The 21,043-nt window shown below is 73.4% G+C and carries 17 protein-coding genes and 1 pseudogene; 10 read left to right on the top strand and 8 right to left on the bottom strand.

Going from position 1 to position 21,043, the window contains the following annotated elements:
* Positions 1-29: 29 nt before the first annotated feature.
* The 3 genes from ACIPSE_RS00615 to ACIPSE_RS00625 form a co-directional block, all read right to left on the bottom strand.
* Complete coding sequence (locus ACIPSE_RS00615; RefSeq protein ID WP_401655839.1) at positions 30-1,295, bottom strand: NAD(P)/FAD-dependent oxidoreductase; 1,266 nt, start codon at positions 1,293-1,295, stop codon at positions 30-32.
* Positions 1,296-1,430: 135 nt separating this feature from the next.
* The gene (locus tag ACIPSE_RS00620; protein ID WP_401655841.1) at positions 1,431-2,684 is read right to left on the bottom strand and encodes a deoxyguanosinetriphosphate triphosphohydrolase; all 1,254 of its coding nucleotides are present in this window, start codon (positions 2,682-2,684) and stop codon (positions 1,431-1,433) included.
* Between the two features lie 137 nt (positions 2,685-2,821).
* Positions 2,822-3,715, bottom strand: coding sequence for a sirohydrochlorin chelatase (locus ACIPSE_RS00625; RefSeq protein ID WP_401655843.1), 894 nt, complete (start codon positions 3,713-3,715; stop codon positions 2,822-2,824).
* Positions 3,716-3,959: 244 nt separating this feature from the next.
* On the opposite strand from ACIPSE_RS00625, the gene ACIPSE_RS00630 reads away from it, so the two are divergent.
* The 3 genes from ACIPSE_RS00630 to ACIPSE_RS00640 all read left to right on the top strand — a co-directional run bounded on the left by ACIPSE_RS00630 (position 3,960) and on the right by ACIPSE_RS00640 (position 8,918).
* Entirely contained in the window at positions 3,960-4,649 is a 690-nt protein-coding gene (locus ACIPSE_RS00630) for a vancomycin high temperature exclusion protein (protein WP_401655845.1), read from the top strand.
* A gap of 114 nt (positions 4,650-4,763) precedes the next feature.
* Positions 4,764-6,848: a molybdopterin oxidoreductase family protein gene (locus ACIPSE_RS00635; RefSeq protein ID WP_401655847.1), complete on the top strand. Its 2,085-nt coding sequence runs from the start codon at positions 4,764-4,766 to the stop codon at positions 6,846-6,848.
* A gap of 24 nt (positions 6,849-6,872) precedes the next feature.
* Positions 6,873-8,918 carry a glycoside hydrolase family 36 protein gene (locus ACIPSE_RS00640; RefSeq protein WP_401655849.1) on the top strand — a complete coding sequence of 682 codons (2,046 nt, stop codon included), beginning with the start codon at positions 6,873-6,875 and terminating at the stop codon, positions 8,916-8,918.
* A gap of 57 nt (positions 8,919-8,975) precedes the next feature.
* Here ACIPSE_RS00640 and ACIPSE_RS00645 read toward each other — a convergent pair whose 3' ends face one another.
* Together ACIPSE_RS00645 and ACIPSE_RS00650 are read right to left on the bottom strand one after the other, a co-directional pair.
* Entirely contained in the window at positions 8,976-9,905 is a 930-nt protein-coding gene (locus ACIPSE_RS00645; RefSeq protein WP_401655851.1) for an intradiol ring-cleavage dioxygenase, read from the bottom strand.
* A 71-nt stretch (positions 9,906-9,976) separates the two neighbouring features.
* Positions 9,977-10,408 (bottom strand): gamma-glutamylcyclotransferase family protein, encoded by a 432-nt coding sequence (locus tag ACIPSE_RS00650; protein ID WP_401655853.1) that lies wholly within the window; start codon positions 10,406-10,408, stop codon positions 9,977-9,979.
* A 139-nt stretch (positions 10,409-10,547) separates the two neighbouring features.
* Here ACIPSE_RS00650 and ACIPSE_RS00655 point away from each other — a divergent pair, with 139 nt between their 5' ends.
* Both ACIPSE_RS00655 and ACIPSE_RS00660 read left to right on the top strand, forming a co-directional pair.
* Positions 10,548-12,188: a M4 family metallopeptidase gene (locus ACIPSE_RS00655; protein ID WP_401655855.1), complete on the top strand. Its 1,641-nt coding sequence runs from the start codon at positions 10,548-10,550 to the stop codon at positions 12,186-12,188.
* A gap of 111 nt (positions 12,189-12,299) precedes the next feature.
* Positions 12,300-13,004 (top strand): annotated as a pseudogene (locus tag ACIPSE_RS00660) (aminoglycoside phosphotransferase family protein); the annotation flags it as partial.
* Here the strand turns inward: ACIPSE_RS00660 and ACIPSE_RS00665 are convergent.
* Positions 13,001-13,591, bottom strand: coding sequence for an NADPH-dependent FMN reductase (locus tag ACIPSE_RS00665; RefSeq protein ID WP_401655857.1), 591 nt, complete (start codon positions 13,589-13,591; stop codon positions 13,001-13,003). The pseudogene ACIPSE_RS00660 and the gene ACIPSE_RS00665 overlap by 4 nt on opposite strands.
* Positions 13,592-13,871: 280 nt before the next feature.
* Between ACIPSE_RS00665 and ACIPSE_RS00670 the strand changes: the two genes are divergently transcribed.
* Positions 13,872-14,390 (top strand): hypothetical protein, encoded by a 519-nt coding sequence (locus ACIPSE_RS00670; protein WP_401655859.1) that lies wholly within the window; start codon positions 13,872-13,874, stop codon positions 14,388-14,390.
* 110 nt (positions 14,391-14,500) lie between these two features.
* A complete protein-coding gene (locus ACIPSE_RS00675; RefSeq protein WP_401655861.1) occupies positions 14,501-15,121 on the top strand; it encodes a class F sortase in 621 nt (206 codons plus the stop codon).
* A 78-nt stretch (positions 15,122-15,199) separates the two neighbouring features.
* Here ACIPSE_RS00675 and cpt read toward each other — a convergent pair whose 3' ends face one another.
* Positions 15,200-15,736: a chloramphenicol phosphotransferase CPT gene (gene cpt / locus ACIPSE_RS00680; protein ID WP_401655864.1), complete on the bottom strand. Its 537-nt coding sequence runs from the start codon at positions 15,734-15,736 to the stop codon at positions 15,200-15,202.
* A 15-nt stretch (positions 15,737-15,751) separates the two neighbouring features.
* Positions 15,752-16,534, bottom strand: a complete 783-nt coding sequence (locus ACIPSE_RS00685) for a sulfite exporter TauE/SafE family protein (RefSeq protein ID WP_401655866.1) — start codon at positions 16,532-16,534, stop codon at positions 15,752-15,754.
* Between the two features lie 179 nt (positions 16,535-16,713).
* Here ACIPSE_RS00685 and ACIPSE_RS00690 point away from each other — a divergent pair, with 179 nt between their 5' ends.
* From ACIPSE_RS00690 to nirD, 3 genes are read left to right on the top strand one after another with little or no spacing between them, the layout of a single operon-like run.
* Positions 16,714-17,931, top strand: a complete 1,218-nt coding sequence (locus tag ACIPSE_RS00690) for an NAD(P)/FAD-dependent oxidoreductase (protein WP_401655868.1) — start codon at positions 16,714-16,716, stop codon at positions 17,929-17,931.
* Positions 17,931-20,549 (top strand): nitrite reductase large subunit NirB, encoded by a 2,619-nt coding sequence (gene nirB, locus ACIPSE_RS00695; protein WP_401655870.1) that lies wholly within the window; start codon positions 17,931-17,933, stop codon positions 20,547-20,549. The genes ACIPSE_RS00690 and nirB overlap by 1 nt, the downstream gene beginning before the upstream one ends.
* Entirely contained in the window at positions 20,546-20,896 is a 351-nt protein-coding gene (gene nirD, locus ACIPSE_RS00700) for a nitrite reductase small subunit NirD (protein ID WP_401655872.1), read from the top strand. The genes nirB and nirD overlap by 4 nt, the downstream gene beginning before the upstream one ends.
* The last annotated feature ends 147 nt before the right edge of the window (positions 20,897-21,043 follow it).

The raw sequence follows: 21,043 nt of genomic DNA on the forward strand, positions 1-21,043 counted from the left end.
GGCCGCGCCGACACTCCTGGGGCGCCCGCTCACGGGACGAGGCTCTCCAGGGGGACGGCGGGGTTGGCGAGCGCCTCGGTGTCCACCTGTGCCTTCGATCGGATCAGCTGCTGGATGGGGTCCGTCACGTCCCAGACGTTGACGTTCATCCCGGCGAGGACACGGCCGTCCTTCACCCAGAACGCGATGAACTCGCGCTTGCCGGCGTCCCCGCGGATCAGCACCTCGTCGTAGGAGCCGGGCGGCGCCCAGCCGCTGTACTCCATGCCGAGGTCGTACTGGTCGGAGAAGAAGTAGGGCACCCGGTCGTAGGTGATGTCCCGGCCGAGCATGGCGCGGGCGGCGGCGGGACCGCCGTTGAGGGCGTTGGCCCAGTGCTCGACGCGCAGCCGGCTGTCGAAGAGGGCGTGGTGGAAGGAGGCCACGTCGCCGGCGGCGTGGATGTCGGGGTCGGAGGTGCGCAGCTGTTCGTCGACGGCGATGCCGCCGCCGTGCGCGCGGTCGGCGAGCTCCAGGCCCGCCGCCTCGGCGAGGGCGGTGCGGGGGGCTGCGCCGATCGCGGCGAGCACGTCGTGCGCCGGGTGCTCCTCGCCGTCGTCGGTGCGGGCGGCCAGGACCATGCCGTCCTGGCCGACGATCTCGGTGAGCTGGGCGCCGAAGTGGAAGCGGACGCCGTGCTCGCGGTGCAGGTCGGCGAAGAGGCCGCCGAGCTCGGGGCCGAGGACCGCGTGCAGCGGTGTCACGGCGGGCTCGATGATCGTCACCTCGGCGCCGTACTCGCGGGCCGCCGCCGCGACCTCCAGGCCGATCCAGCCGGCGCCCGCGATCACCAGGTGCCCGTTGTCGCGGCCGAGCGCGGCGAGGACGCCCTTGAGACGCTCGGCGTGGGCGAGGCGGCGCAGGTGGTGGACGCCGGCGAGGCCGGTGCCGGGGATGTCCAGACGGCGGGGTTCGGCGCCGGTGGCGATGAGGAGCTTGTCGTAGTGGACCAGCGTGCCGTCGTCGCCGAAGCGGACCGTCTTCGCGGCGCGGTCGACGGCGTCGACGGTCTGGCCGAGGTGCAGCTCGATGTCGTTGCGCGCGTACCAGGCCGGCTCGTGCACGAAGACGCTGTCGCGTTCCTCCTTGCCGAGCAGATAGCCCTTGGACAGGGGCGGGCGCTCGTAGGGGTGGTCGCGCTCGTCGCTGATCAGTATCACGCGGCCGGTGAAGCCCTCCGCTCGGAGCGTCTCGGCCGCCTTCGCGCCGGCGAGACCGCCTCCGACGATGACGAATGTCTGATCCGCGTCGACCACTTGATGCCTCCTCTTAAAGGTGCCGCCACATGGGAGCGTCCCGCACGGAGCGTGATGGGGGAAGAGGGAGTGGACCGATCAGGCCACGCAGGGTCACATTCGGGCGGGTTTCGCCGCACACCGGGCGCGTCGGGTTCACAAGCGGCCCGTCATGCGTGCGTGAAGCGATCGGGCGGACGCGTCCGTGAGCGAGGCGATCTGGTCGACGACGACCCGCTTGCGCGCGCGGTCGTCCGGCGCCCCGTCGAACAGGGCCCGGAACTGGGGGTCGAGGCCGTCGGGGGCGCGGCGGGTGAGCGCCTCGGCCAGCTCGGCGACCACGATCCGCTGGTCCGCGCGCAGCCGCTCCTGCTCGGCCCGCTGCATCACGTACCGGTCCGCGACGGCCTTGAGGACCGCGCACTCCAGCCTCGTCCCGTGCGGTACGACGAGGGCGGCGCCGTAGCGTGTGAGGGCGCCGGTGCCGTACCGGGCGCGGGTGGCGGCCTCGGCGGCGAGGGCGAAGCGGCCGATGAGCTGGCTGGTGGCGTCCTTCAGGCGGGCCTGGGCGACCGCGGTGCCGTCGTAGCCGTGCGGCCACCAGTCCTCGTCCTGGAGGCGGTCGAGGGCGGCGGCGAGTTCGGCGGGGTCCGTGCCGGCGGGGACGTAGCGGCCGACGGCGACCGCGAAGACCTCCTGGCGTTCCGGTTCGGCGTGCAGGCAGTTGGGGTCGATGTGGCCCGCGTGCAGTCCGTCCTCGACGTCGTGGACCGAGTACGCCACGTCGTCCGCCCAGTCCATGACCTGGGCCTCGAAGGTCGTCCGGGTGCCGGGGGCGTCCTTGCGGACCCAGTCGAAGACGGGCCGGTCGTCCTCGTACACGCCGAACTTCGGGGACGCCGGGTCCGAGGGGTGGCCGCCCCGGGGCCAGGGGTACTTGGTGGCGGCGTCGAGCGCGGCGCGGGTGAGGTTGAGGCCGACGGAGCCCTCGGGGGTGAACCGCTTGGGCTCGATGCGGGTGAGCAGGCGCAGGGACTGGGCGTTGCCCTCGAAGCCGCCGCAGTCCTCGGCGAACTCGTTGAGCGCCTGTTCGCCGTTGTGCCCGAAGGGCGGGTGGCCGAGGTCGTGCGAGAGGCAGGCGGCTTCGACGAGGTCGGGGTCGCAGCCGAGGGCCTCGCCGAGTTCGCGGCCCACCTGGGCGCATTCCAGGGAGTGGGTCAGCCGGGTGCGGGGGCTGGCGTCCCAGGCCTGGTTGCGGGTGCCCGGGGTGACGACCTGGGTCTTGCCCGCCAGTCTGCGCAGCGCCGCGGAGTGCAGGACGCGGGCACGGTCGCGCTGGAAGGCGGTGCGGCCGGGGCGCTTGTCGGGTTCGGGTGCCCAGCGCTCGGTGGAATGCGGGTCGTACGACATGTCTCGACAGTACGGGCAGGCAGTGACAAACGGAGTGCGCCTTGTCGTGCGCCTGTCGTGGTTCGGGGTGTTGTGGTCCGGGCTGTCGTGGTTCTGGCTGCCGTGGTCCGGGCTGTCGTTGTCCGGGCTGTCGTGGTTCAGACGGCGAGTGCGGGCCGGGTGCCGCTGTGCGCGTTCGTGCGGCGCGCGGTCAGGTCGTAGCGGGCGAGGAGCAGGTCCGCCATCGCCGGGTGGGTGCCCAGCGGGGCCGACGCGATCCAGGGGGCGGCCTGGGCGCACTCGGTGGCGAAGCGTCCGGGAGCCGTGAAGTAGGAGGCCACCGCGACCCTGGTCCGGCCGCTGTCCTCAAGGGCCTTGATCGCGTCGGGGACCCTGGGGGCGGCCGTCGTGGCGTAGGCGGGGACGACCGGGACGCCGAGGCGGGCGGAGAGCAGCTGGGCGGTGCGGCCGGTGTCGACCTTCGACTCGGGGTCGCGGGAGCCGGCCGCCGCGAGGACGACGGCGCCGCCCGCGCGCGCGGAGTCGTCCCAGCCGGCCTCCAGCAGACGGTCGTGCAGCGCGTCCACGAGCAGCGGGTGCGGTCCCAGCGCGGGGGCGAGCCGGGCGCGGACCCGGGTCGCGGCGGCCATCTCGGGGATGTCGCGCTTGACGTGATAGCCGCGGCTCAGGAGCAGGGGGACGAGGACGGCCTCGCGGTCGCCGAGGGAGGCCAGGGTGTCGGTCAGCAGCGGGGCGTTCAGCTCGATGTGGCCGAGGTGGACGGGCAGGCCGGGGCGGAGGGCGCGGACCGTGTCGAGGAGTTCGTTCACGGTGCTCAGGGCGCGCGGGTCGCGGCTGCCGTGGGCGACGACGACGAGCGCGGGCGGCTCGGGGCGGCGCCTGCCGTCGAGGGAGACGAGGCTGAGCTGGGTGGCGAGCTGGCTGCTGATCCGGTTCATGAGATGCGCCGTACTGTCGAGGTCGGCCCCCGGTGGCGGCAGGGCCCCGGGGCGGGCGGTGGACTCGTCGTGCGTGGAGTTCGACGGCGTCATGAACCGATGGTGGCGGGGGGAGGTTGCCTCGCCGTTGCACGGGAATGACGGGCTTTTTCCGGGGGTTCACAGTGGGGTGACCGGGGTCTGTGAGCCATGGTGACCTGCGGCTTCGGCGCGCGCAGTGAAGCTGGTCACAGCGTGGCGGGTGAACCGCGGGGGCTTACGGGACGTCCCTGACTGTCGAGAACCGACCTCGAAGGACCGTCCGTCCTGATGGTCGGCCGACCTGGGAGGACCGTCCGTGAAGCTGCCCAGACCCCGTGCGCCGCGCCTGCCCCGTACCCGTGCCGGGCAGCGGCGGCTGGTGCAGGCCGTGATGGGGGCCTGTGTGCTGGCCCTCCTCCCGGCGACCTGGATGTACGTCGTGGCGGGCGACCGGCTGCGCACCGTCGCGGACGTGCCGCGCACCGAGGTGGCCGTGGTGTTCGGGGCGGGCCTGTGGGACGGGGAGCCGTCGCCGTACCTCGCGCACCGGCTGGACGCGGCGGCGCGGCTGTACCGGGCGGGACGGATCGAGGTCGTGCTGGTCACCGGCGACAACAGCCGCGAGGACTACGACGAGCCCGACGCGATGCGCGCCTATCTGACCGGGCACGGTGTCCCCGACGCGCGGATCGTCAGCGACTACGCCGGGTTCGACACCTGGGACTCCTGCGTCCGGGCCAAGAAGATCTTCGGCGTCGACCGGGCCGTCCTGATCAGCCAGGGCTTCCACATCCGCCGCGCGGTCGCCCTGTGCGAGGAGGCCGGCGTCGAGTCGTACGGCGTCGGGGTGGACGCCCGGCACGACGTCACCTGGTACTACGGCGGGAGCCGGGAGATCCTGGCCGCCGGGAAGGCCCTCCTGGACGCCGTGATCGAGCCCGATCCGCGCTTCCTGGGCCCGAAGGAGCCGGGGATCGCGCGGGCGCTCGCCTCTCGGGACCGGTAGGACAACCCTCACCCTGGCCCTCACAGCCTCGCCCGCGGGGCGGGGAGGTCGTCGCCGCCGCCGCGTAACAGGGGGCCGTCGCGGGCGTAACACGGCGGAAGCACGCTGAAAGGCATGCCGAACACCGCGACGCCCACCCACTGCCCCTACTGCGCCCTGCAGTGCGGGATGAACCTCACGCCCGTCCCGGACGGGGGCGTGGAGGTGAGCGAGCGCGCGGACTTCCCGGTGAACCGGGGCGCGCTGTGCGGCAAGGGCCGTACCGCGCCCGCGGTGCTCTCGTCCGGCGTACGCCTGACCTCCCCGTTGGTGCGCTCCGGCGGCACGCTGGTGCCCGCCACGTGGGACGAGGCGCTGGACCGGATCGCCGGGGAGCTGCACCGCACGCGGACGGAACATGGTCCGGACGCGTGCGGGGTGTTCGGCGGGGGCGGGCTGACCAACGAGAAGGCGTACACGCTCGGCAAGTTCGCCCGGGTGGTGCTGGGGACCTCGCAGATCGACTACAACGGCCGTTTCTGCATGTCGTCGGCGGCGGCGGGCGGCATCAGGGCGTTCGGTCTGGACCGGGGCCTGCCGTTCCCGCTGGAGGACATCCCGCGCACCGGCTGTGTGATCCTCGTCGGCTCGAACCTCGCGGAGACCATGCCGCCGTCGCTGCGCTTCTTCACCGAACTGCGCGAGAACGGGGGCACGTTGATCGTGATCGACCCGCGCCGCACGAAGACCGCGGAGCAGGCCGACCTGCATCTGATGCCGCGCCCGGGGACCGATCTCGCCCTGGCGCTGGGCCTGTTGCACCTCGTGGTCGCCGAGGGCCGGGTCGACGAGGCGTACGTCGAGGAGCGCACCACGGGCTGGCCCGAGGCGCGGGCGGCGGCCATGGCGCACTGGCCCGAGTACGTGGAGCGGATCACGGGCGTGCCGGTGCCTCAACTCCGCGAGACGGTACGGATGTTCTGCGAGCCGGAGTCCGCGATGGTGCTCACCGCGCGCGGCCCCGAGCAGCAGTCCAAGGGCACGGACACGGTCGGCGCGTGGATCAATCTGTGCCTGGCGACGGGCCGGGCGGGCCGGCCGCTGTCCGGGTACGGCTGTCTGACCGGGCAGGGCAACGGGCAGGGCGGGCGCGAACACGGCCAGAAGGCCGACCAGTTGCCCGGCTACCGCAAGCTGGACGACCCGGCGGCGCGCCGGCACGTCGCCGAGGTGTGGGGCGTGGACCCGGACGCGCTGCCGGGGCCGGGACGCAGCGCCTACGAACTCCTCGACGCGCTGGGCACGGACATCAGGGCGCTGCTGCTGATGGGCTCGAACCCGGTGGTGTCCGCGCCGCGTGCCGCGCACGTCGAGGAGCGCATCCGGTCCCTCGGCTTCCTCGCGGTGTGCGACGTGGTGCTGTCGGAGACCGCCGCCCTCGCGGACGTCGTCCTGCCGGTCACGCAGTGGGCCGAGGAGACGGGGACGACCACCAGCCTGGAGGGCAGGGTGCTGCTGCGCCGCCGGGCGGTCAGCCCGCCCGAGGGGGTCCGCAGCGACCTGGAGGTGCTGCGCGAACTCGCCGACCGGCTGGGCGTGGAGAAGGGGTTCCCGACCGATCCCGAGGAGGTCTTCGAGGAGCTGCGGCGGGCGAGCGCGGGCGGGACCGCCGACTACTCCGGCATCACCTACCGCCGGCTCGCCGAGGAGAACGGGGTGTTCTGGCCGTGCCCGGCGACCGGCGGGGAGGAGCCGCACCCCGGCTCGCCCCGGCTGTTCCTCGACTCCTTCGCGACGGAGGACGGCCGGGCCCGTTTCGTGCCGGTCTCGCACCGGGACTCGGCGGAGGAACCGGACGAGGAGTACCCGGTGCTGCTGACGACGGGGCGGGTCGTCGCCCAGTACCAGTCCGGCGCCCAGACGCGCCGCGTGGACGAGCTGAACGCCGCAGCGCCCGGCCCGTTCGTGGAACTGCACCCCCGGCTCGCCGCCCGGCTCGGCGCGGCCGAGGGCGACCCGGTGGCCGTGGTGTCCCGCCGGGGACGCGCGGTGGCCCCGGCCCGCATCACCCACGGCATCCGGCCCGACACCGTGTTCATGCCCTTCCACTGGCCCGGCGAGGGCCGCGCCAACACGCTCACCAACCCGGCCCTCGACCCGACGTCGCGGATGCCGGAGTTCAAGACGTGCGCGGTGCGGCTGGAGACGGTGAAGTCCTGACCCGCGGCTCGTACGCTGACGCCGATGACCCATGAATCCGGCCTCCGCTGGGGCCACTCCGCGCTCACCGTCGACCTCGACCTGGGCGGTGACACCCCCCGGCTGGTGAGGGTCTCCCGCCCCGGTGACCCCGAACTCCCGCCGGGCGACCTGCCGTTGGCGGACGTGACACTGCTCGGCGACGGGACCGGCTGGTCGGGTCCGCGGTTCCGGGGCACGGCGCTGGGTGCGCGGTTGCGCCACCGCTCGCACCACGCCGCGTACGGCGACGGCTGGCATCATCTGACGGTCGAACTCCACGACGAGGAGAGCGGGTTGACCGTCCTGGCCGAGTACTCCTCGCCGGACGGGGTGCCGGTGCTGCGGTCCCGGGTGCGGCTGCGCAACGACGGGGACGTGCCCCGCACGGTCCGCTCGGTGGGCGGTCTGCTGCTCGGCGGGCTGCCCTCCCCCGAGGTGCTGGACGTGCACCGGGCGCGCAACGACTGGGCGGCGGAGTGCCGTTGGTACGTCGAGCCGCTGCGGGACGCCGTGCCCGACATCGGCCGTGACGTGCACGAGCACGACACCCGGGCGGGCCTGCGGCTGGCCGGGCGGGGCAGCTGGCCGACCGACGGGCACCTGGCGATGGGCGCGCTCACCGACCGTGGGGACGGCCGCTGCTGGCTGTGGCAGGTCGAGTCCGGCGCGGGGTGGGTGTGGGACGCGGGCGAGGCGCCGGCCGGGCGGACGTTCCTCGGGCTGGGCGGGCCGACGTACGACGACCACGGCTGGCGGCAGGTCCTGGCGCCCGGCGCGGAGTTCCGCACCGAGTACGCCGCGGTGGCCCTCGGGGACGGGTTCGAGGGGGCGCTGGCCGCGCTGACCTCGTACCGGCGGCTGGTGCGGCGCCCGCATCCGGACCACGCCCGGCTGCCCGTCGTCTTCAACGACTACATGAACACCCTGATGGGCGACCCGACGACGGAGAAGCTGCTGCCGCTGGTCGACGCGGCGGCCCGGGCGGGCGCGGAGTACTTCTGCGTGGACGCCGGCTGGTACGACGACACCGAGGACGGCGGCTGGTGGGACTCGGTGGGCTCCTGGCAGGCGTCGGCCCGCCGCTTCCCCGGGGGCATCGGGGAGGTCCTGGACCGCGTCCGTGAGCGCGGGATGGTGCCGGGGCTGTGGCTGGAGCCCGAGGTGGTCGGGGTGCGCAGCCCGCTCGCCCGGGAGCTGCCGGACGCGGCGTTCCTGCGGCACGACGACGGCAGCCGGGTCACCGAACAGGGCCGCCACCAGCTCGATCTGACGCATCCGGCGGCGCGGGCGCACCTGGACGAGGCTGCCGACCGGATCGCCGGGGAGTGGGGGGTGGGCTATCTCAAGCTGGACTACAACATCACGACCTCGGCGCCGGGCCTGCTGGAGCACACGCGGGCGTGGCGCCGGTGGGTGGAGGGGGTGCTGGAGCGGTACCCGGCGCTGGTGATCGAGAACTGCGCGTCCGGCGGGATGCGGATGGACGGGGCGTCGCTGTCGGTGACCCAGCTCCAGTCCACCTCCGACCAGCAGGACCCGCTGCGCTGTCCGCCGATCGCCGCCGCCGCGCCGACGGTGGTGCCGCCGGAGCAGGGGGCGATGTGGGCGTACCCCCAACCGGGCTACGGGGACGGGGAGATCGGCTTCACGCTCGGCACCGCGCTGCTCGGGCGCGTCCATCTCTCCGGGCACCTGGACGGCATGACGGATCGTCAACTGGGGCTCGTGCGGGACGCTGTGGCGGTGCACAAGGCGATCCGGGCCGATCTGCGGACCTCGGTGCCGTTCTGGCCGCTCGGGCTGCCCGGCTGGACGGACCGGTGGCTGGCGCTGGGGATGCGGGCGCCGGTGACGGGACCGTCGTACGTGTCGGTGTGGCGGCGGGGCGGGGAGGACACCGAAGTGGTGCTGCCCGTACACCACTTGGCGGGGGCCGAGGGTGTACGGGCGGAGGTGCTGCACGGGGAGGCGACGGCCGCGTGGACCGGGACGGGCCTGCGGGTGGGGCTGCCGTCGGCGCCCTCGATGGCGCTGATACGCCTCAGATAGCCGGACGCGCCTCGGGTGGCCGATACGGCTCAGGCGGTGCGCCTCAGGCGGTGAGCCTCAGGTGGCGGAGGCCGACGGCATCGCCGACGGGGAGCCGCTCGGCTGTCCGCTCGGCGGGGACGGGGGCGGGCTGCCGGTGCCGCCGGGCGGCTGACTGCCGCTGCCCGCGCCGGTGTTCTCCTTGTCCGGGTCGATGCCCACGGTCAGCGTGCTGGTGAAGCCGTCGGACACGGACCCGGTGACGGTCGTCAGTCCGTCCTTGGCACCGCCCCCGCCGTAGACCATGTCGTCGGCGAGCTTGGTGATGTCACCGGTGTGCTCGCTGTACGGGGACGTCTTGTAGACCTCGGTGCCGTACTTGTCGTCGAAGAAGAGCTGGCCGGTCCAGTTGACCTTGCCGCCCTCGTAGGTGCCGTCGGCCTTCTTGCCGCCGGTGTGCACCTTGACGTGGATGTGGGTGGCGCGCGGGGTGTACCAGCCGGGGTAGATCGTCGTGAACTCGACGACGCCGTCCTTGCCGGTGGTCTGGTATCCGCGCAGGTACGTCTTGTCGTCGGCGCCGCTGGTGTCCTCGCTCTCGGCGGGCGCGGAGCCGCCGGGGTTGGCGGTGGTGTAGCCGGAGTAGTAGCCCCAGGCGTCGCAGTGCCAGATCTCGACGGCGGCGTCCGCGACGGGCGCGCAGCCGTCGGTCTGGTCGAGGACGGTCAGCCTCACCGTGAGCGGGACGCCCTTCTTCCCGTCGGTGATGTTCTTCCGGAACAGGGCGCCGTCGAGGTAGTACGGGCCCTCGGTGACGCTGCCGTTGAGGGTGCAGATGTCGGAGGACGCGGACGCCGGACCGGTGGGCGAGGCCGGACCGGAGGCCGCCGCCTCGACCTCGGTGTCGCCGCCCGAGGAGCAGGAGGTGAGCCCGAGCCCCACGGCGGCCCCGGCCGCCACCCCGCCGTACGCGAGGGCGCGCCGTCTGGTGATGTCGCTGTCGTTCATGGCGGGAGGGTAGGCAGGGGCGGTGCGCCGCCCGGGGGTGCCGCACGGGGGGTTAGCCCACACGGCTCAGGTCAGGGGGCGGCGAGCCAGTCCCCGGTCGCGATGCGGCTGCCCCGCGCGCGCAGGCGGACGGCGACGGCGGGCGCGGCGACGTACACCCAGGCGGGGACGGCGCGTCCGTCGGCGGCGCGGACGACGGGGAACTCGACGCGTTCGTAGAGGTTGCGCGGGTCGCCCGGCCGGTACTCCTCCAACGCGTCGAGCGCGAGCAGCAGTTCGGCGTAGGCGTCGGGCAGGGCGGTGACCAGGTCGCCGTGGACGGTGCCGGCGCCGGGTTCCTCCACGGCGTAGGGGTATCCGGGGCCGTCGTACAGGACGGCCCCGGTGAGGCGGCCGGGTTCCTCGGTGCGGGTCCGGCCGCGGAGGTAGCGGTCGTGGTTGGGCTCGCCGGGGCGGAGGGTGCCGTAGACGAAGAACGGGAGCTGGGGGCGTACGGAGATCACAGAAACGATTCTCACTCCACACACACCGGCACATACGCGGTATGGACATGACACGAGTGCAGGCTTTTCAATCGCATCCGTCGTACCTGTCGAGAGCGCCTCCCCCCACGCGCCCCAAGGCGCCTTCCTGAGGAGACAGATGAGCCGAATACGCCCTGTCCGCCCCGTCCTCGCCTCCGCCGCGGTGGCCGCCACCACGGCGATGCTGCTCGCCGCGGCCCTCACCCCCACCGCCGGCGCCGCCGACCGGCCGTCCCGGGCCACCGTGCTCGACAACGCGGCCTCGGTGCTGGCCGACCGGGCCGCGGCGCTGGGTCTGACCGCCGCGCAGAAGACGGAGGCCCGGGACGTCGTCGTCGACGAGGACGGCACCCAGCACGTCCGTTACGACCGCACGTACCGCGGACTGCCCGTGCTCGGCGGGGACTTCGTGGTCCACCTCGCACCGGACGGGACGTACGAGAGCGCCGACCGCGCGACCCGGAAGAGCCTGTCCCTGGCGAGCGTGACCCCCTCGCTCACCGCGCCGAAGGCGGCCGGCCTCGCGGCGAACGCGCTGCGCGCCGCCCATCTCGGCGAGACCCTCAAGAAGCTCACCGCCCAGCCGGAGTTGGTGGTCGACGCGCTGCACGGCGCCCCCAGGCTGGCCTGGCGCACGGACGTCGTCGCCCAGGACTCGCTCGGCAACCCGGTCGCCCGGACCGTGCTGACGGACGCGGCGACCGGCACGCAGATCGACGCCTGGGACTCCCTCGAGACGGCGACCGGCGACGGAAAGTCCCTCTACGGCGGCACCGTGGGCCTGGAGACGACCCTCAACGGGTCGACGTACCAGCTCAAGGACCCCACGCGCGGCAACACCTACACCGGTGACGCGGCCAACAAGACGGACCTGTGCATCCTCGGGATCTGCATCAGCCGCGCCCCGTCGACGGTCTTCACCGACGCCGACAACCACTGGGGCACGGGGGCGACTTCGGACCGTGCCACGGTCGCCGTCGACGCCCAGTACGGCACCGACGTGACGTGGGACTACTACAAGAACGTCCACAGCCGCAACGGCATCGGCGGGGACGGCAAGGGCTCCTACAACCGCGTCCACTACGGCAACAGCTACAACAACGCCTTCTGGGACGACAGTTGCTTCTGCATGACGTACGGCGACGGCGACGGCACCCAGCTCGGCCCGCTGGTGTCGCTGGACGTGGCCGGCCACGAGATGTCCCACGGCGTGACGTCCAAGACGGCGGCGCTGACGTACTCGGGCGAGTCCGGCGGCCTCAACGAGGCGACCTCCGACATCTTCGGGACCCTGGTGGAGTTCTACGCGGGCAACTCCTCCGACGCCGGTGACTATCTGATCGGCGAGAAGATCGTGCGGTCGGGCTTCGGCCGGGACGCCCTGCGGTACATGGACAAGCCCTCCAAGGACGGCAGCTCGGCGGACTGCTGGAGCTCCTCGGTCGGCAACCTCGACGTCCACTACTCCTCCGGTGTCGCGAACCACTTCGCGTTCCTGCTCGCCGAGGGCAGCGGCGCCCGGACGGTGAACGGCGTCAGCTACAACTCCCCCACCTGCAACGGCTCTTCGGTGTCGGGGATCGGCCGGGACAAACTCGGCGCCATCTGGTACCGGGCACTGACGGTCTACATGACGTCCTCGACGAACTACGCGGCGGCGCGGACGGCGACCCTCAACGCGGCGAGGGACCTCTACGGGGCCGGGAGCGCGGAGTACGGCGCGGTCGCGGCGGCGTGGAGCGCGGTGAACGTGGCCTGAGCCGGCGGGAGTGACCCATCGGCGGGGCGGCGGCGGGCCCGGCCCCGCGACCGCCCCGCACGCGTCCCGGCGCCTACCGCCGCCCCACCCCTCCCTGGAAGCCGCTTCCGCAGGGAGCACCGCCGGCTGCCGGCACCCCGGCCGCCGGCGGTGCCGGAACCGGTGGCGCGGGGCGGTCCCGGACACGCGTACGGGCTGCCGTGGGGGGCGTACCGGTGGCTGACGGGCGAGGACCCTTACCGCAGCCCGATCCGCCATCGCACGCACGTGGCAAAGGAGTTGGAGCACTTCGTCGCGGCCCTGCGCGAGACCGACGCGTCCGGCGGACCGGCCTCCTGGCGCGGCGGGCCACTCGCCGGGAACGACACCGGGATGCGGAACGCGATCCGGGACCTCGGCGCGGACGGCACCGTGGACCCGGACGCGGCGACCGCCGTGTGGGAGGAGGCCCTCCGGCTCCCGCGGTGGAACGGCGCCCCCGTCTGGCCGCACGGCGACCTCCTGCCCGGCAACCTCCTCACCCGCTCCGGCCGCCTCACCGCCGTCATCGACTTCGGCGGGCTCGGCGTGGGCGACCCGGCGGCGGACACCCTCGCCGCCTGGGCGGTGTTCGACGCCGGGTCCCGGGACACCTTCCGGGCCGCCGCCGCGGTGGACGACGCCACCTGGGCGCGCGGCCGGGGCTGGGCCCTGTGCTTCGGCCTGAGCGCCCACCGCTACTACCGGGGCGGACGCGATCCGGCCCTGGCGGGGGTCGGGCCGCGGGCGGTGCGCGAGGTGCCGGCCGAACGGGCGGCGGGGCGGGTCCGTATCTAGGCCGCGTACGGGCGGCGCTCCCGGGCCTCTCTCAAGCCCCGCCCCCACCAGACCAGTTGGTCCAGCATCGTCTTGGCCGCCGCCTCCGGGCCGGTCGGGTCGTCGAGGGTGCCGTCGGTGAATCGGCCGTGGGCGTTGTGGAAGGAGACGGTGTCCCTGACCGTGACCGCGTGCAGCTCGGCGAAGACCTGGCGCAGATGCTCGGCCGCGCGCAGGCCGCCCGCGAGACCGCCGTACGACACGAGGGCGACGGGCTTGGCGCGCCACTCCCCGTAGTGCCAGTCCACGAGGTTCTTCAGACCGGCCGGGAACGAGTGGTTGTACTCGGGGGTGAGGACGACGAAGGCGTCGGCGCGGGCGAGTTTCGGGGTGACGTCGGCCAGCGCGGCCGTCGCCTCGGGGGTGCGGTCGAAGGTCGTGGGCAGCGGGACGTCCGCCACGTCCACGACCTCGGGGCGCAGGTCGTCCCGGGCGCGCATCAGGCCGAGCAGCCAGTCGGCGACGACCGGGCCGAAGCGGCCGTGCCGGTTGCTGCCGATGACGAGGGTGACGGCCAGGGCGGAATCCGCCGTGTCTGTGGTCTCCATGCCGGACAGCGTCGTACCTCGACCAAAGTTGAGGTCAAGCCGTGCCGTCGGCCCCGGCCCGTCACCCGGTCGCACCCCCGCCCCCGGCCCTTCGGGTTCTCTTCCGCGACTCCCGCGCGGCACGGCGGTGACCTGCTGAAACGCACCGCGGGAGGGGGTCTTCCAGTCGCCCCGGGACACCCGTTCATCCCCTTTCTGACGCATCCTCAGGAAGCGCGCCGGGCCCGCTGCGACTTACCTCGGTAGGGCAGGGGACACCGATCAGCTCCAGGGAGCACCGATGCGCCGTACCGCCCGTCCGCTCACCGGCACCGCGCTCGCCGTCGCGGCCGTGGGGCTGCTCGCAGCGCCGGTGTTCGCGGCGGAGGCGGGGTCGCTGGAGGTGTACCCGTCGTCGGTGGTGCCCGGCGGGCAGGTCACGGTGAACACGCCGGCGTGCGGCGGCGGTACGGCCCAGGGCGACGCGAGCGCGGTCGGCGCCGGGATGTTCACGCTGGCGCCGAGCACGCACGAACAGGACGCGATCGGGCAGTTCAAGGTGCCCGAGAGCGCGCAGCCGGGGACGTACGAGATCGTCGCGACCTGCTCGGAGGGCGGGAAGCGGGTCACGGGCGACCTGACGGTGACGCTGACCTCGCAGCGGCAGCAGGTGCATCCCCGAGGAAGTGTGAAGACGGGGGTCGGCGGCGCGCTTGGCCCCGACCCCGTGCAGACCGCGGCCGGCGTGGCGGCTCTCGCCGTCGCCGCCGCGGGCGGTACCTGGCTCCTGCATCGCCGGGCGAGAGGCGACGGGATCTGACGGACACCCTCCGCTGTCCGTCCGCCGGTACCGCATGTCCCTCCCCCTCCGGGTCCGACGCCCCTCGCGGCCCGGAGGGGCGGGGGTCCCCGTGGCTCTAGGAGGCCGAGGTGCGCAGGCTCAGCAACACCGTCATAGCGGGCGTCACGGTCGTCGCCCTGGGCACGGGCGCGTGGCTGCTCGGCGACGGTGCGGCGCGCCACGCACCGCCCCAGCCGTCCGCGGCGCAGGCGGGCGCGGGACACCCCGACCCGCGGTCCGCGCCCGCGCTGCCGCCCTCACCGCCCGACCGGGTCCGCATCCCGTCGATCCGCGTGGACGCGCCGCTCATGGGCCTCGGGCTGAACCGTTCGGGCAGCCTCGACGTGCCGCCCGCCGCGGACAAGAACCTCGCCGGCTGGTACGCCGCCGGCACCACCCCGGGTGAGACCGGCACCGCGATCGTGGCCGGCCATGTCGACAACGCCGACGGACCGGCCGTCTTCTACGACCTGGGCGCCCTGAAGAAGGGCGCCCGCATCGAGACGGACCGCCTGGACGGCAGCACCGCCGTGTTCTCCGTCGACTCCGTCGAGGTCTACGACGCCGCGCACTTCCCCGACGAGAAGGTCTACGGCCCGTCCCGCCGCCCCGAGCTCCGCGTCATCACCTGCGGCGGCGGCTACTCCCGCTCGACGGGCTACCAGGGCAACGTGGTCGTCTTCGCCCACCTGACGGCCACGATCCGCTGACGCGAGTCCCGCGAGTCCCGCGAGCCCCGCGAGCACCGGACTCACCGGACTCACCGGACGTCTAGTGTCGGCGGCCCGTCACCCCCTCGCCGCTGCCGTGACCCTCGCCGCGATCGACCGGGCGCACTCCAGGGACTCCGCCCGGGTCGTGTCCACCTCCACGTCGTAGGTGACGCCCTGGTGGACCAGGGTGGCCTGGCGTTCGGCCATGCCCCGGACCCGGTCTCCCCGGGCGAGCTCACGGCCGGCGGCGACCCCGGCGTCGCAGCGCACACCCACCCAGAGCACGTCGAGGCCGGTGAGGACGCGGCGCCAGCGGGCCTGGGTGGTGGCGGCGCCGAGGAAGACGTCGTCGACGATGACGTGGGCGCCCGCGCGGGCCATGGCGGCGATGCCCTGGGCCCAGGCGGCCTCCAGGGTCATGAAGGCGGGGCCGATCTCCACCTCCCCGTCGGCGGAGAGGCCGATGCCGACGCCCGCGCCCGGCATCGCCTCGATGAGCGAGTCCACGCCGAAGGCGAGCCACGGGTCGGGCAGCACGGCCTGGAGGCAGCGCACGATCCCGGACTTGCCGGAGCTGGAACCACCGTTGAGGACGATCACCTGAGCAGCCATCCGGTCACGCTAGCGTCAGGCGAGCCACTGCTCGTACGCCATTTTCGTGACCAGGGCGAAGACCACCGTCAGCAGGACGATCCGGACGAAGCCGCTGCCCTTCTTCAGGGCCGTGTGCGCTCCGAGCGTGCCGCCCGCGAGGTTGAACGCGGCCATCAGCGCGGCGAGCTGCCACAGGACCGCGCCCTGCCAGGCGAACATCGCGAGGGCGCCCGCGTTGGTGCAGCAGTTGACGATCTTGGCGGTGGCGGAGGCCGTCACCAGGTCGAGGTGGAGGACCGCGGTGAGGGCGAGGACGAGGAACGTGCCCGTGCCGGGGCCGATCAGACCGTCGTAGAAGCCGATGCCGAGGCCCGCGAGGGCGATCGCGGCGAAGATCTGGCGGCGGGTGGCCGGGCCGGTCGCGGGGGCGGTGCCGAACGCGGGGCGCAGGATGACGAAGGCCGCCACGCCGAGCAGCACCAGCATGATCACCGGCTTGAGGACCTCCGTGCTCATCCCGGCCGCGAAGAACGCGCCCGCCGAGGAGCCCGCGAGGGCGGCGAGACCGATCCGGACGGCGAGCCGTACGTCGACGGGCGCCTTGCGCGCGTACGTCACCGCCGCGCCGGTCGTCCCGACGATCGCGACGGCCTTGTTGGTGCCGAGCGCGGTCGCCGCGGCCGTCCCCGGGGGCAGGCCGAGCAGCAGCGCGGGCAGGAGCAGGAGTCCGCCGCCGCCCACCACGGCGTCGATCCAGCCGGCCGCGAGTGCGGCGAGACAGAGGACGACTACGGTGGTCAGCGATATGTCAGGCATGATCGCGACCTTACGGACGGGATACATGCAGAGTCCATCGAACTGAGCGGATTCTGAGGTTCCCCCGTGCCCCGCCCGGGAACCCTCACACCCGGCCCCCCTCCCCGAAGAGGGCAGCGTTCCTCACGGGAAACAGAGGTGATGCGGTCGGGAAACACCGGCACCGCACGCTCCTTTGCATGACCTCGAATACGCGTGTGGTGGTGATCGGCGCCGGCCTCGCGGGCGTCCGTCTCGCCCGGCGGCTCGGCGAACTGGGCACGCCCGTGACGCTGATCGGCGAGGAGGAGCACCGCCCCTACAACCGGGTGCTCCTGGCCGAGGTGCTGGCGGGCCGGTACAGCCCCGAGGTGATAGAGCTGCCCGCGCCCGCCGCGCTGGTCCGGGCCCGGGTCGCCGGCATCGACCGGGAGGCGCGTGCCGTCACGTGCGAGGACGGGACGCGGATCGCGTACGACCGGCTGGTCCTGGCCACCGGCTCGAACCCGGTGCTGCCGCCGCTGCGCAGCCTGTTCACCGCCGACCGTGTGCTGCCCGCGGGTGTCCACGCCTTCCGGACCATGGACGACTGCCTGGGCCTGTCGAAGGCGGTGCGACCGGGTGCGAAGGCGGTCGTGATCGGCGGCGGGCTCCTCGGGGTGTCCGCGGCCCGCGCGCTCGCCCAGCGCGGCGCGGCCGTCGTCCTCGCCCAGCAGTCCGAGCGGCTCATGGAGCGCCAGCTCGACCCGGACGCCTCGACGCTGGTGCGCCGGCATCTGGAGGCGCTCGGCGTCGAGGTCCACACCGATCTGCGGGTGCGGGACGTGCGGTGCGTGAACGGCGCGGTCCGCTCGGTCGAGATGGCCGACGGCTACGCCCTGGACGCCGAGATCGTCGTCCTGGCCTGCGGGGTCCACCCGCGGGCCGGTCTCGCCTGGCAGGCCGGTCTGGAGATCCGCAAGGGCATCGTCGTGGACGACGAACTGCGCACCTCCGACCCGTACGTCCACGCCATCGGCGACTGCGCCCAGCACGCCGGGACCGTGTACGGGCTGGCCACCCCGGCCCTCGAACAGGCCGACGTGCTGGCCGAGCTGCTCGCCGGACGGACGAACGCCCGCTACACCGGCACCCGTTCGCTGACCCGCCTCACCCTGACCGGGCAGCACCACTCCCCCTTCGATCTCGCCGCGTTCGGCGAGACCGAGCCGCGTCCCGGGGACGACGTCGTCCGGCTCACGGACGCCACCCGAGGCACCTACCGCAAGGTCGTCGTCCGTGACGACCGCCTGGTCGGCGGGGTCCTCGTCGGCGAACTCGGCACCGTCGGCGCGCTCGCCCGCGCCTGGGAGGGAGCGGAGCCGCTCCCCGACGACGGTCCGCTGCTCCACCTGCTCACCAACGATGGAGGCTCCTGATGACCGCCACCCCGGAGGCCACGGAGGCCACCCCCACGATCGTGCTCGTCGGCCACGGCATGGTCGGCCAGCGTTTCCTCGAAGCGCTCGCCGACCGGGGACTGACCGCCACCCACCGTGTGGTCGTGCTCTGCGAGGAGCCGCGCCCCGCCTACGACCGGGTCGCGCTGACCTCGTACTTCTCGGGCAAGACCCCCGAGGACCTGTCGATGACGGACCCGGCGTTCATCGCGGAGCACGGCATCGAGCTCCGCGTCGGCGACCCGGCCGTCTCCGTGGACCGCGCGGCGCGCACGGTCACGGCCGCCTCCGGGCAGGTCCTCGGCTACGACGTGCTCGTCCTCGCCACCGGCTCCTTCCCGTTCGTGCCGCCGGTACCGAACAAGGACGCGGCGGGCTGCTTCGTGTACCGCACGATCGACGACCTCCTCGCGATCGAGGAGTACGCGAAGGCGAGGGCGACCACCGGCGCGGTGGTCGGCGGCGGCCTGCTGGGACTTGAGGCGGCCGGCGCCCTGAAGGGGCTCGGACTGGACGCGCACATCGTGGAGTTCGCGCCCCGGCTGATGCCGGTGCAGGTCGACGACGGGGGCGGCGCGGCCCTGCTGCGCACCATCGAGTCGATGGGCCTGAGCGTGCACACGGGGGTCGGCACCCAGGAGATCGTGGTCGGCGCGGACGGCGCCGTCACCGGGATGAAGCTGTCCGACGGTTCCGAACTCGCCGCCGACATGGTCGTGTTCAGCGCCGGTGTCCGCCCCCGCGACCAGCTGGCCCGGGACTGCGGCCTGACCGTCGGCGAGCGCGGCGGCATCACCGTCGACGAGCAGTGCCGCACGGTCGCCGACCCGCACGTCTTCGCGATCGGTGAGTGCGCGCTGGCCGCCGACGGCCGGGTGTACGGCCTGGTGGCGCCCGGGTACGAGCAGGCGGAGACGGTGGCGGCGACGATCGCCGCCGACGAGGCGTCCTTCACGGGCGCGGACCTGTCGACGAAGCTGAAGCTGCTCGGTGTGGACGTGGCGTCCTTCGGCGACGCGCACGGCACCACCGCCGACTGCCTGGACGTCGTCTACTCCGACTCCCGCGCGGGCCTGTACAAGAAGCTCGTCATCGGCTCCGACGGCACGCTCCTCGGCGGCATCCTGGTCGGTGACGCGGAGGCGTACGGCACGCTGAAGGCGTTCACCGGTTCGGTGCCGCCGGTCTCGCCGGAGTCGCTGGTGCTGCCCGCGGGTGCCGGGGAGTCGGTCCAGCTGGGCCCGTCGGCGCTGCCGGACGACGCGATCATCTGCTCCTGCAACAACGTCCGCAAGGGCACGATCCGCGCCGCGGTCACCGACCACCGGTGCACGACCGTGCCCGAGGTGAAGAAGTGCACCAAGGCCGGTACGACGTGCGGCAGTTGCGTCAAGGTGCTCGGCCAGCTCGTCACCGCCGAGCTGGAGGCGTCCGGCGTCGAGGTCGACAAGGGCCTGTGCGGCTGCTTCGCGCAGACCCGCGAGGAGCTGTACGAGATCGTCCTGGCCCTGCGGATCAACACCTACCAGGACCTGCTGGACCGGTACGGCCGCGACGGCGCCCGCGGCGGCGACGGCTGCGAGATCTGCAAGCCGGCGGTGGGCTCCATCATCGCCTCGCTGGCCCCGACGATCGGCGCCGACGTCTACGTCCTGGACGGCGAGCAGGCGGCCCTCCAGGACACCAACGACCATTTCCTCGCCAACCTCCAGAAGAACGGCTCGTACTCGGTCGTCCCGCGCATCCCCGGCGGTGAGATCACCCCGGAGGGGCTGATCGTGATCGGTGAGATCGCCCGCGACTTCGGCCTCTACACGAAGATCACGGGCGGCCAGCGGATCGACATGTTCGGCGCGCGCGTCGAGCAACTCCCGCTGATCTGGACACGGTTGGTGGACGCCGGCTTCGAGTCGGGCCACGCGTACGGGAAGTCGCTGCGGACGGTGAAGTCCTGCGTCGGGCAGACCTGGTGCCGCTACGGCGTGCAGGACTCGGTCCGCATGGCCATCGACCTGGAGCTGCGCTACCGCGGTCTGCGCTCCCCGCACAAGCTCAAGTCCGCCGTCTCCGGGTGCGCCCGCGAGTGCGCGGAGGCCCAGTCCAAGGACTTCGGGATCATCGCCACGTCGAACGGCTGGAACCTCTACGTCGGCGGCAACGGCGGTGCCACCCCGCGCCACGCGGACCTGCTGGCCCAGGACCTGAACGACGCCGAACTGATCCGGCTCATCGACCGGTTCCTGATGTTCTACATCCGCACCGCCGACCGCCTGGAACGCACCTCGACATGGCTGGAGCGCATCCCCGGCGGCCTGGACCATGTGCGGGACGTGGTGGTGGAGGACTCCCTCGGCATCTGCCAGGAGCTGGAGGAGCTGATGACCGGCCATGTCTCCCACTACCGCGACGAGTGGGCCGACACCATCAACGACCCCGAGAAGCTCGCCCGGTTCGTGTCGTTCGTGAACGCGCCCGACACCCCCGACCCGGTCGTCGGCTTCGTCCCCGAGCGCGACCAGATCAAGCCCGACCTGCCGCTGCTGTCCATCGGTCTGCGCCCCGGCGCGGACATCCTGGAAGGAACCGCCCAGCGATGACCCTCGCCCCCGAGACCACCGACCTGAAGATCCAGCTCCAGCTCGCGGACGCCTGGTTCACGGTCTGCGACCTGAACGTGCTGCTGCCGGGCCGCGGCGTGGCGGCGCTGCTCCCGGACGGCGGCCAGGCGGCGATCTTCCGCGACCGCTCCGGCGCGCTGTACGCCATCGACAACCGCGACCCCTTCGGCGGCGCCGCCGTCCTCTCCCGGGGCCTCACCGGCACCCACGAGGGCCGCCCCTTCGTCGCCTCGCCACTGCTCAAGCAGCGCTTCGACCTGGGGACCGGGCAGTGCCTGGACGACGAGACGGTGCGGGTGACGACGTACGAGGTGCGGGCCGCGTAGCCCGTCGTACAGCCCATGACCGCGGGCCCGGGACGCAACGGCGCGTTCCGGGCCCGTCGGCGTCGGGGGGGGTGCCGGCAGCCGGTTCGGAGATCAACTGGCGTGCGCGTGCGGCTGGTTCACGACCCGTCAATGACGCAGCCATGA

Origin of the sequence: Streptomyces sp. NPDC090106 (assembly GCF_044747265.1) — a bacterium.
In the GTDB taxonomy this organism is placed as follows: domain Bacteria; phylum Actinomycetota; class Actinomycetes; order Streptomycetales; family Streptomycetaceae; genus Streptomyces.

What these genes read in the sequence shown, in the direction of transcription:
- ACIPSE_RS00620 (WP_401655841.1), bottom strand. Translation starts at nt 2,684, where the DNA reads ATGTCGTACGACCCGCATTCCACCGAGCGCTGGGCACCCGAACCCGAC.
- ACIPSE_RS00625 (WP_401655843.1), bottom strand. Translation starts at nt 3,715, where the DNA reads ATGACGCCGTCGAACTCCACGCACGACGAGTCCACCGCCCGCCCCGGG.
- ACIPSE_RS00635 (WP_401655847.1), top strand. Translation starts at nt 4,764, where the DNA reads ATGCCGAACACCGCGACGCCCACCCACTGCCCCTACTGCGCCCTGCAG.
- ACIPSE_RS00640 (WP_401655849.1), top strand. Translation starts at nt 6,873, where the DNA reads ATGACCCATGAATCCGGCCTCCGCTGGGGCCACTCCGCGCTCACCGTC.
- ACIPSE_RS00645 (WP_401655851.1), bottom strand. Translation starts at nt 9,905, where the DNA reads ATGAACGACAGCGACATCACCAGACGGCGCGCCCTCGCGTACGGCGGG.
- ACIPSE_RS00655 (WP_401655855.1), top strand. Translation starts at nt 10,548, where the DNA reads ATGAGCCGAATACGCCCTGTCCGCCCCGTCCTCGCCTCCGCCGCGGTG.
- ACIPSE_RS00665 (WP_401655857.1), bottom strand. Translation starts at nt 13,591, where the DNA reads ATGGAGACCACAGACACGGCGGATTCCGCCCTGGCCGTCACCCTCGTC.
- ACIPSE_RS00670 (WP_401655859.1), top strand. Translation starts at nt 13,872, where the DNA reads ATGCGCCGTACCGCCCGTCCGCTCACCGGCACCGCGCTCGCCGTCGCG.
- cpt (WP_401655864.1), bottom strand. Translation starts at nt 15,736, where the DNA reads ATGGCTGCTCAGGTGATCGTCCTCAACGGTGGTTCCAGCTCCGGCAAG.
- ACIPSE_RS00685 (WP_401655866.1), bottom strand. Translation starts at nt 16,534, where the DNA reads ATGCCTGACATATCGCTGACCACCGTAGTCGTCCTCTGTCTCGCCGCA.
- ACIPSE_RS00690 (WP_401655868.1), top strand. Translation starts at nt 16,714, where the DNA reads ATGACCTCGAATACGCGTGTGGTGGTGATCGGCGCCGGCCTCGCGGGC.
- nirB (WP_401655870.1), top strand. Translation starts at nt 17,931, where the DNA reads ATGACCGCCACCCCGGAGGCCACGGAGGCCACCCCCACGATCGTGCTC.
- nirD (WP_401655872.1), top strand. Translation starts at nt 20,546, where the DNA reads ATGACCCTCGCCCCCGAGACCACCGACCTGAAGATCCAGCTCCAGCTC.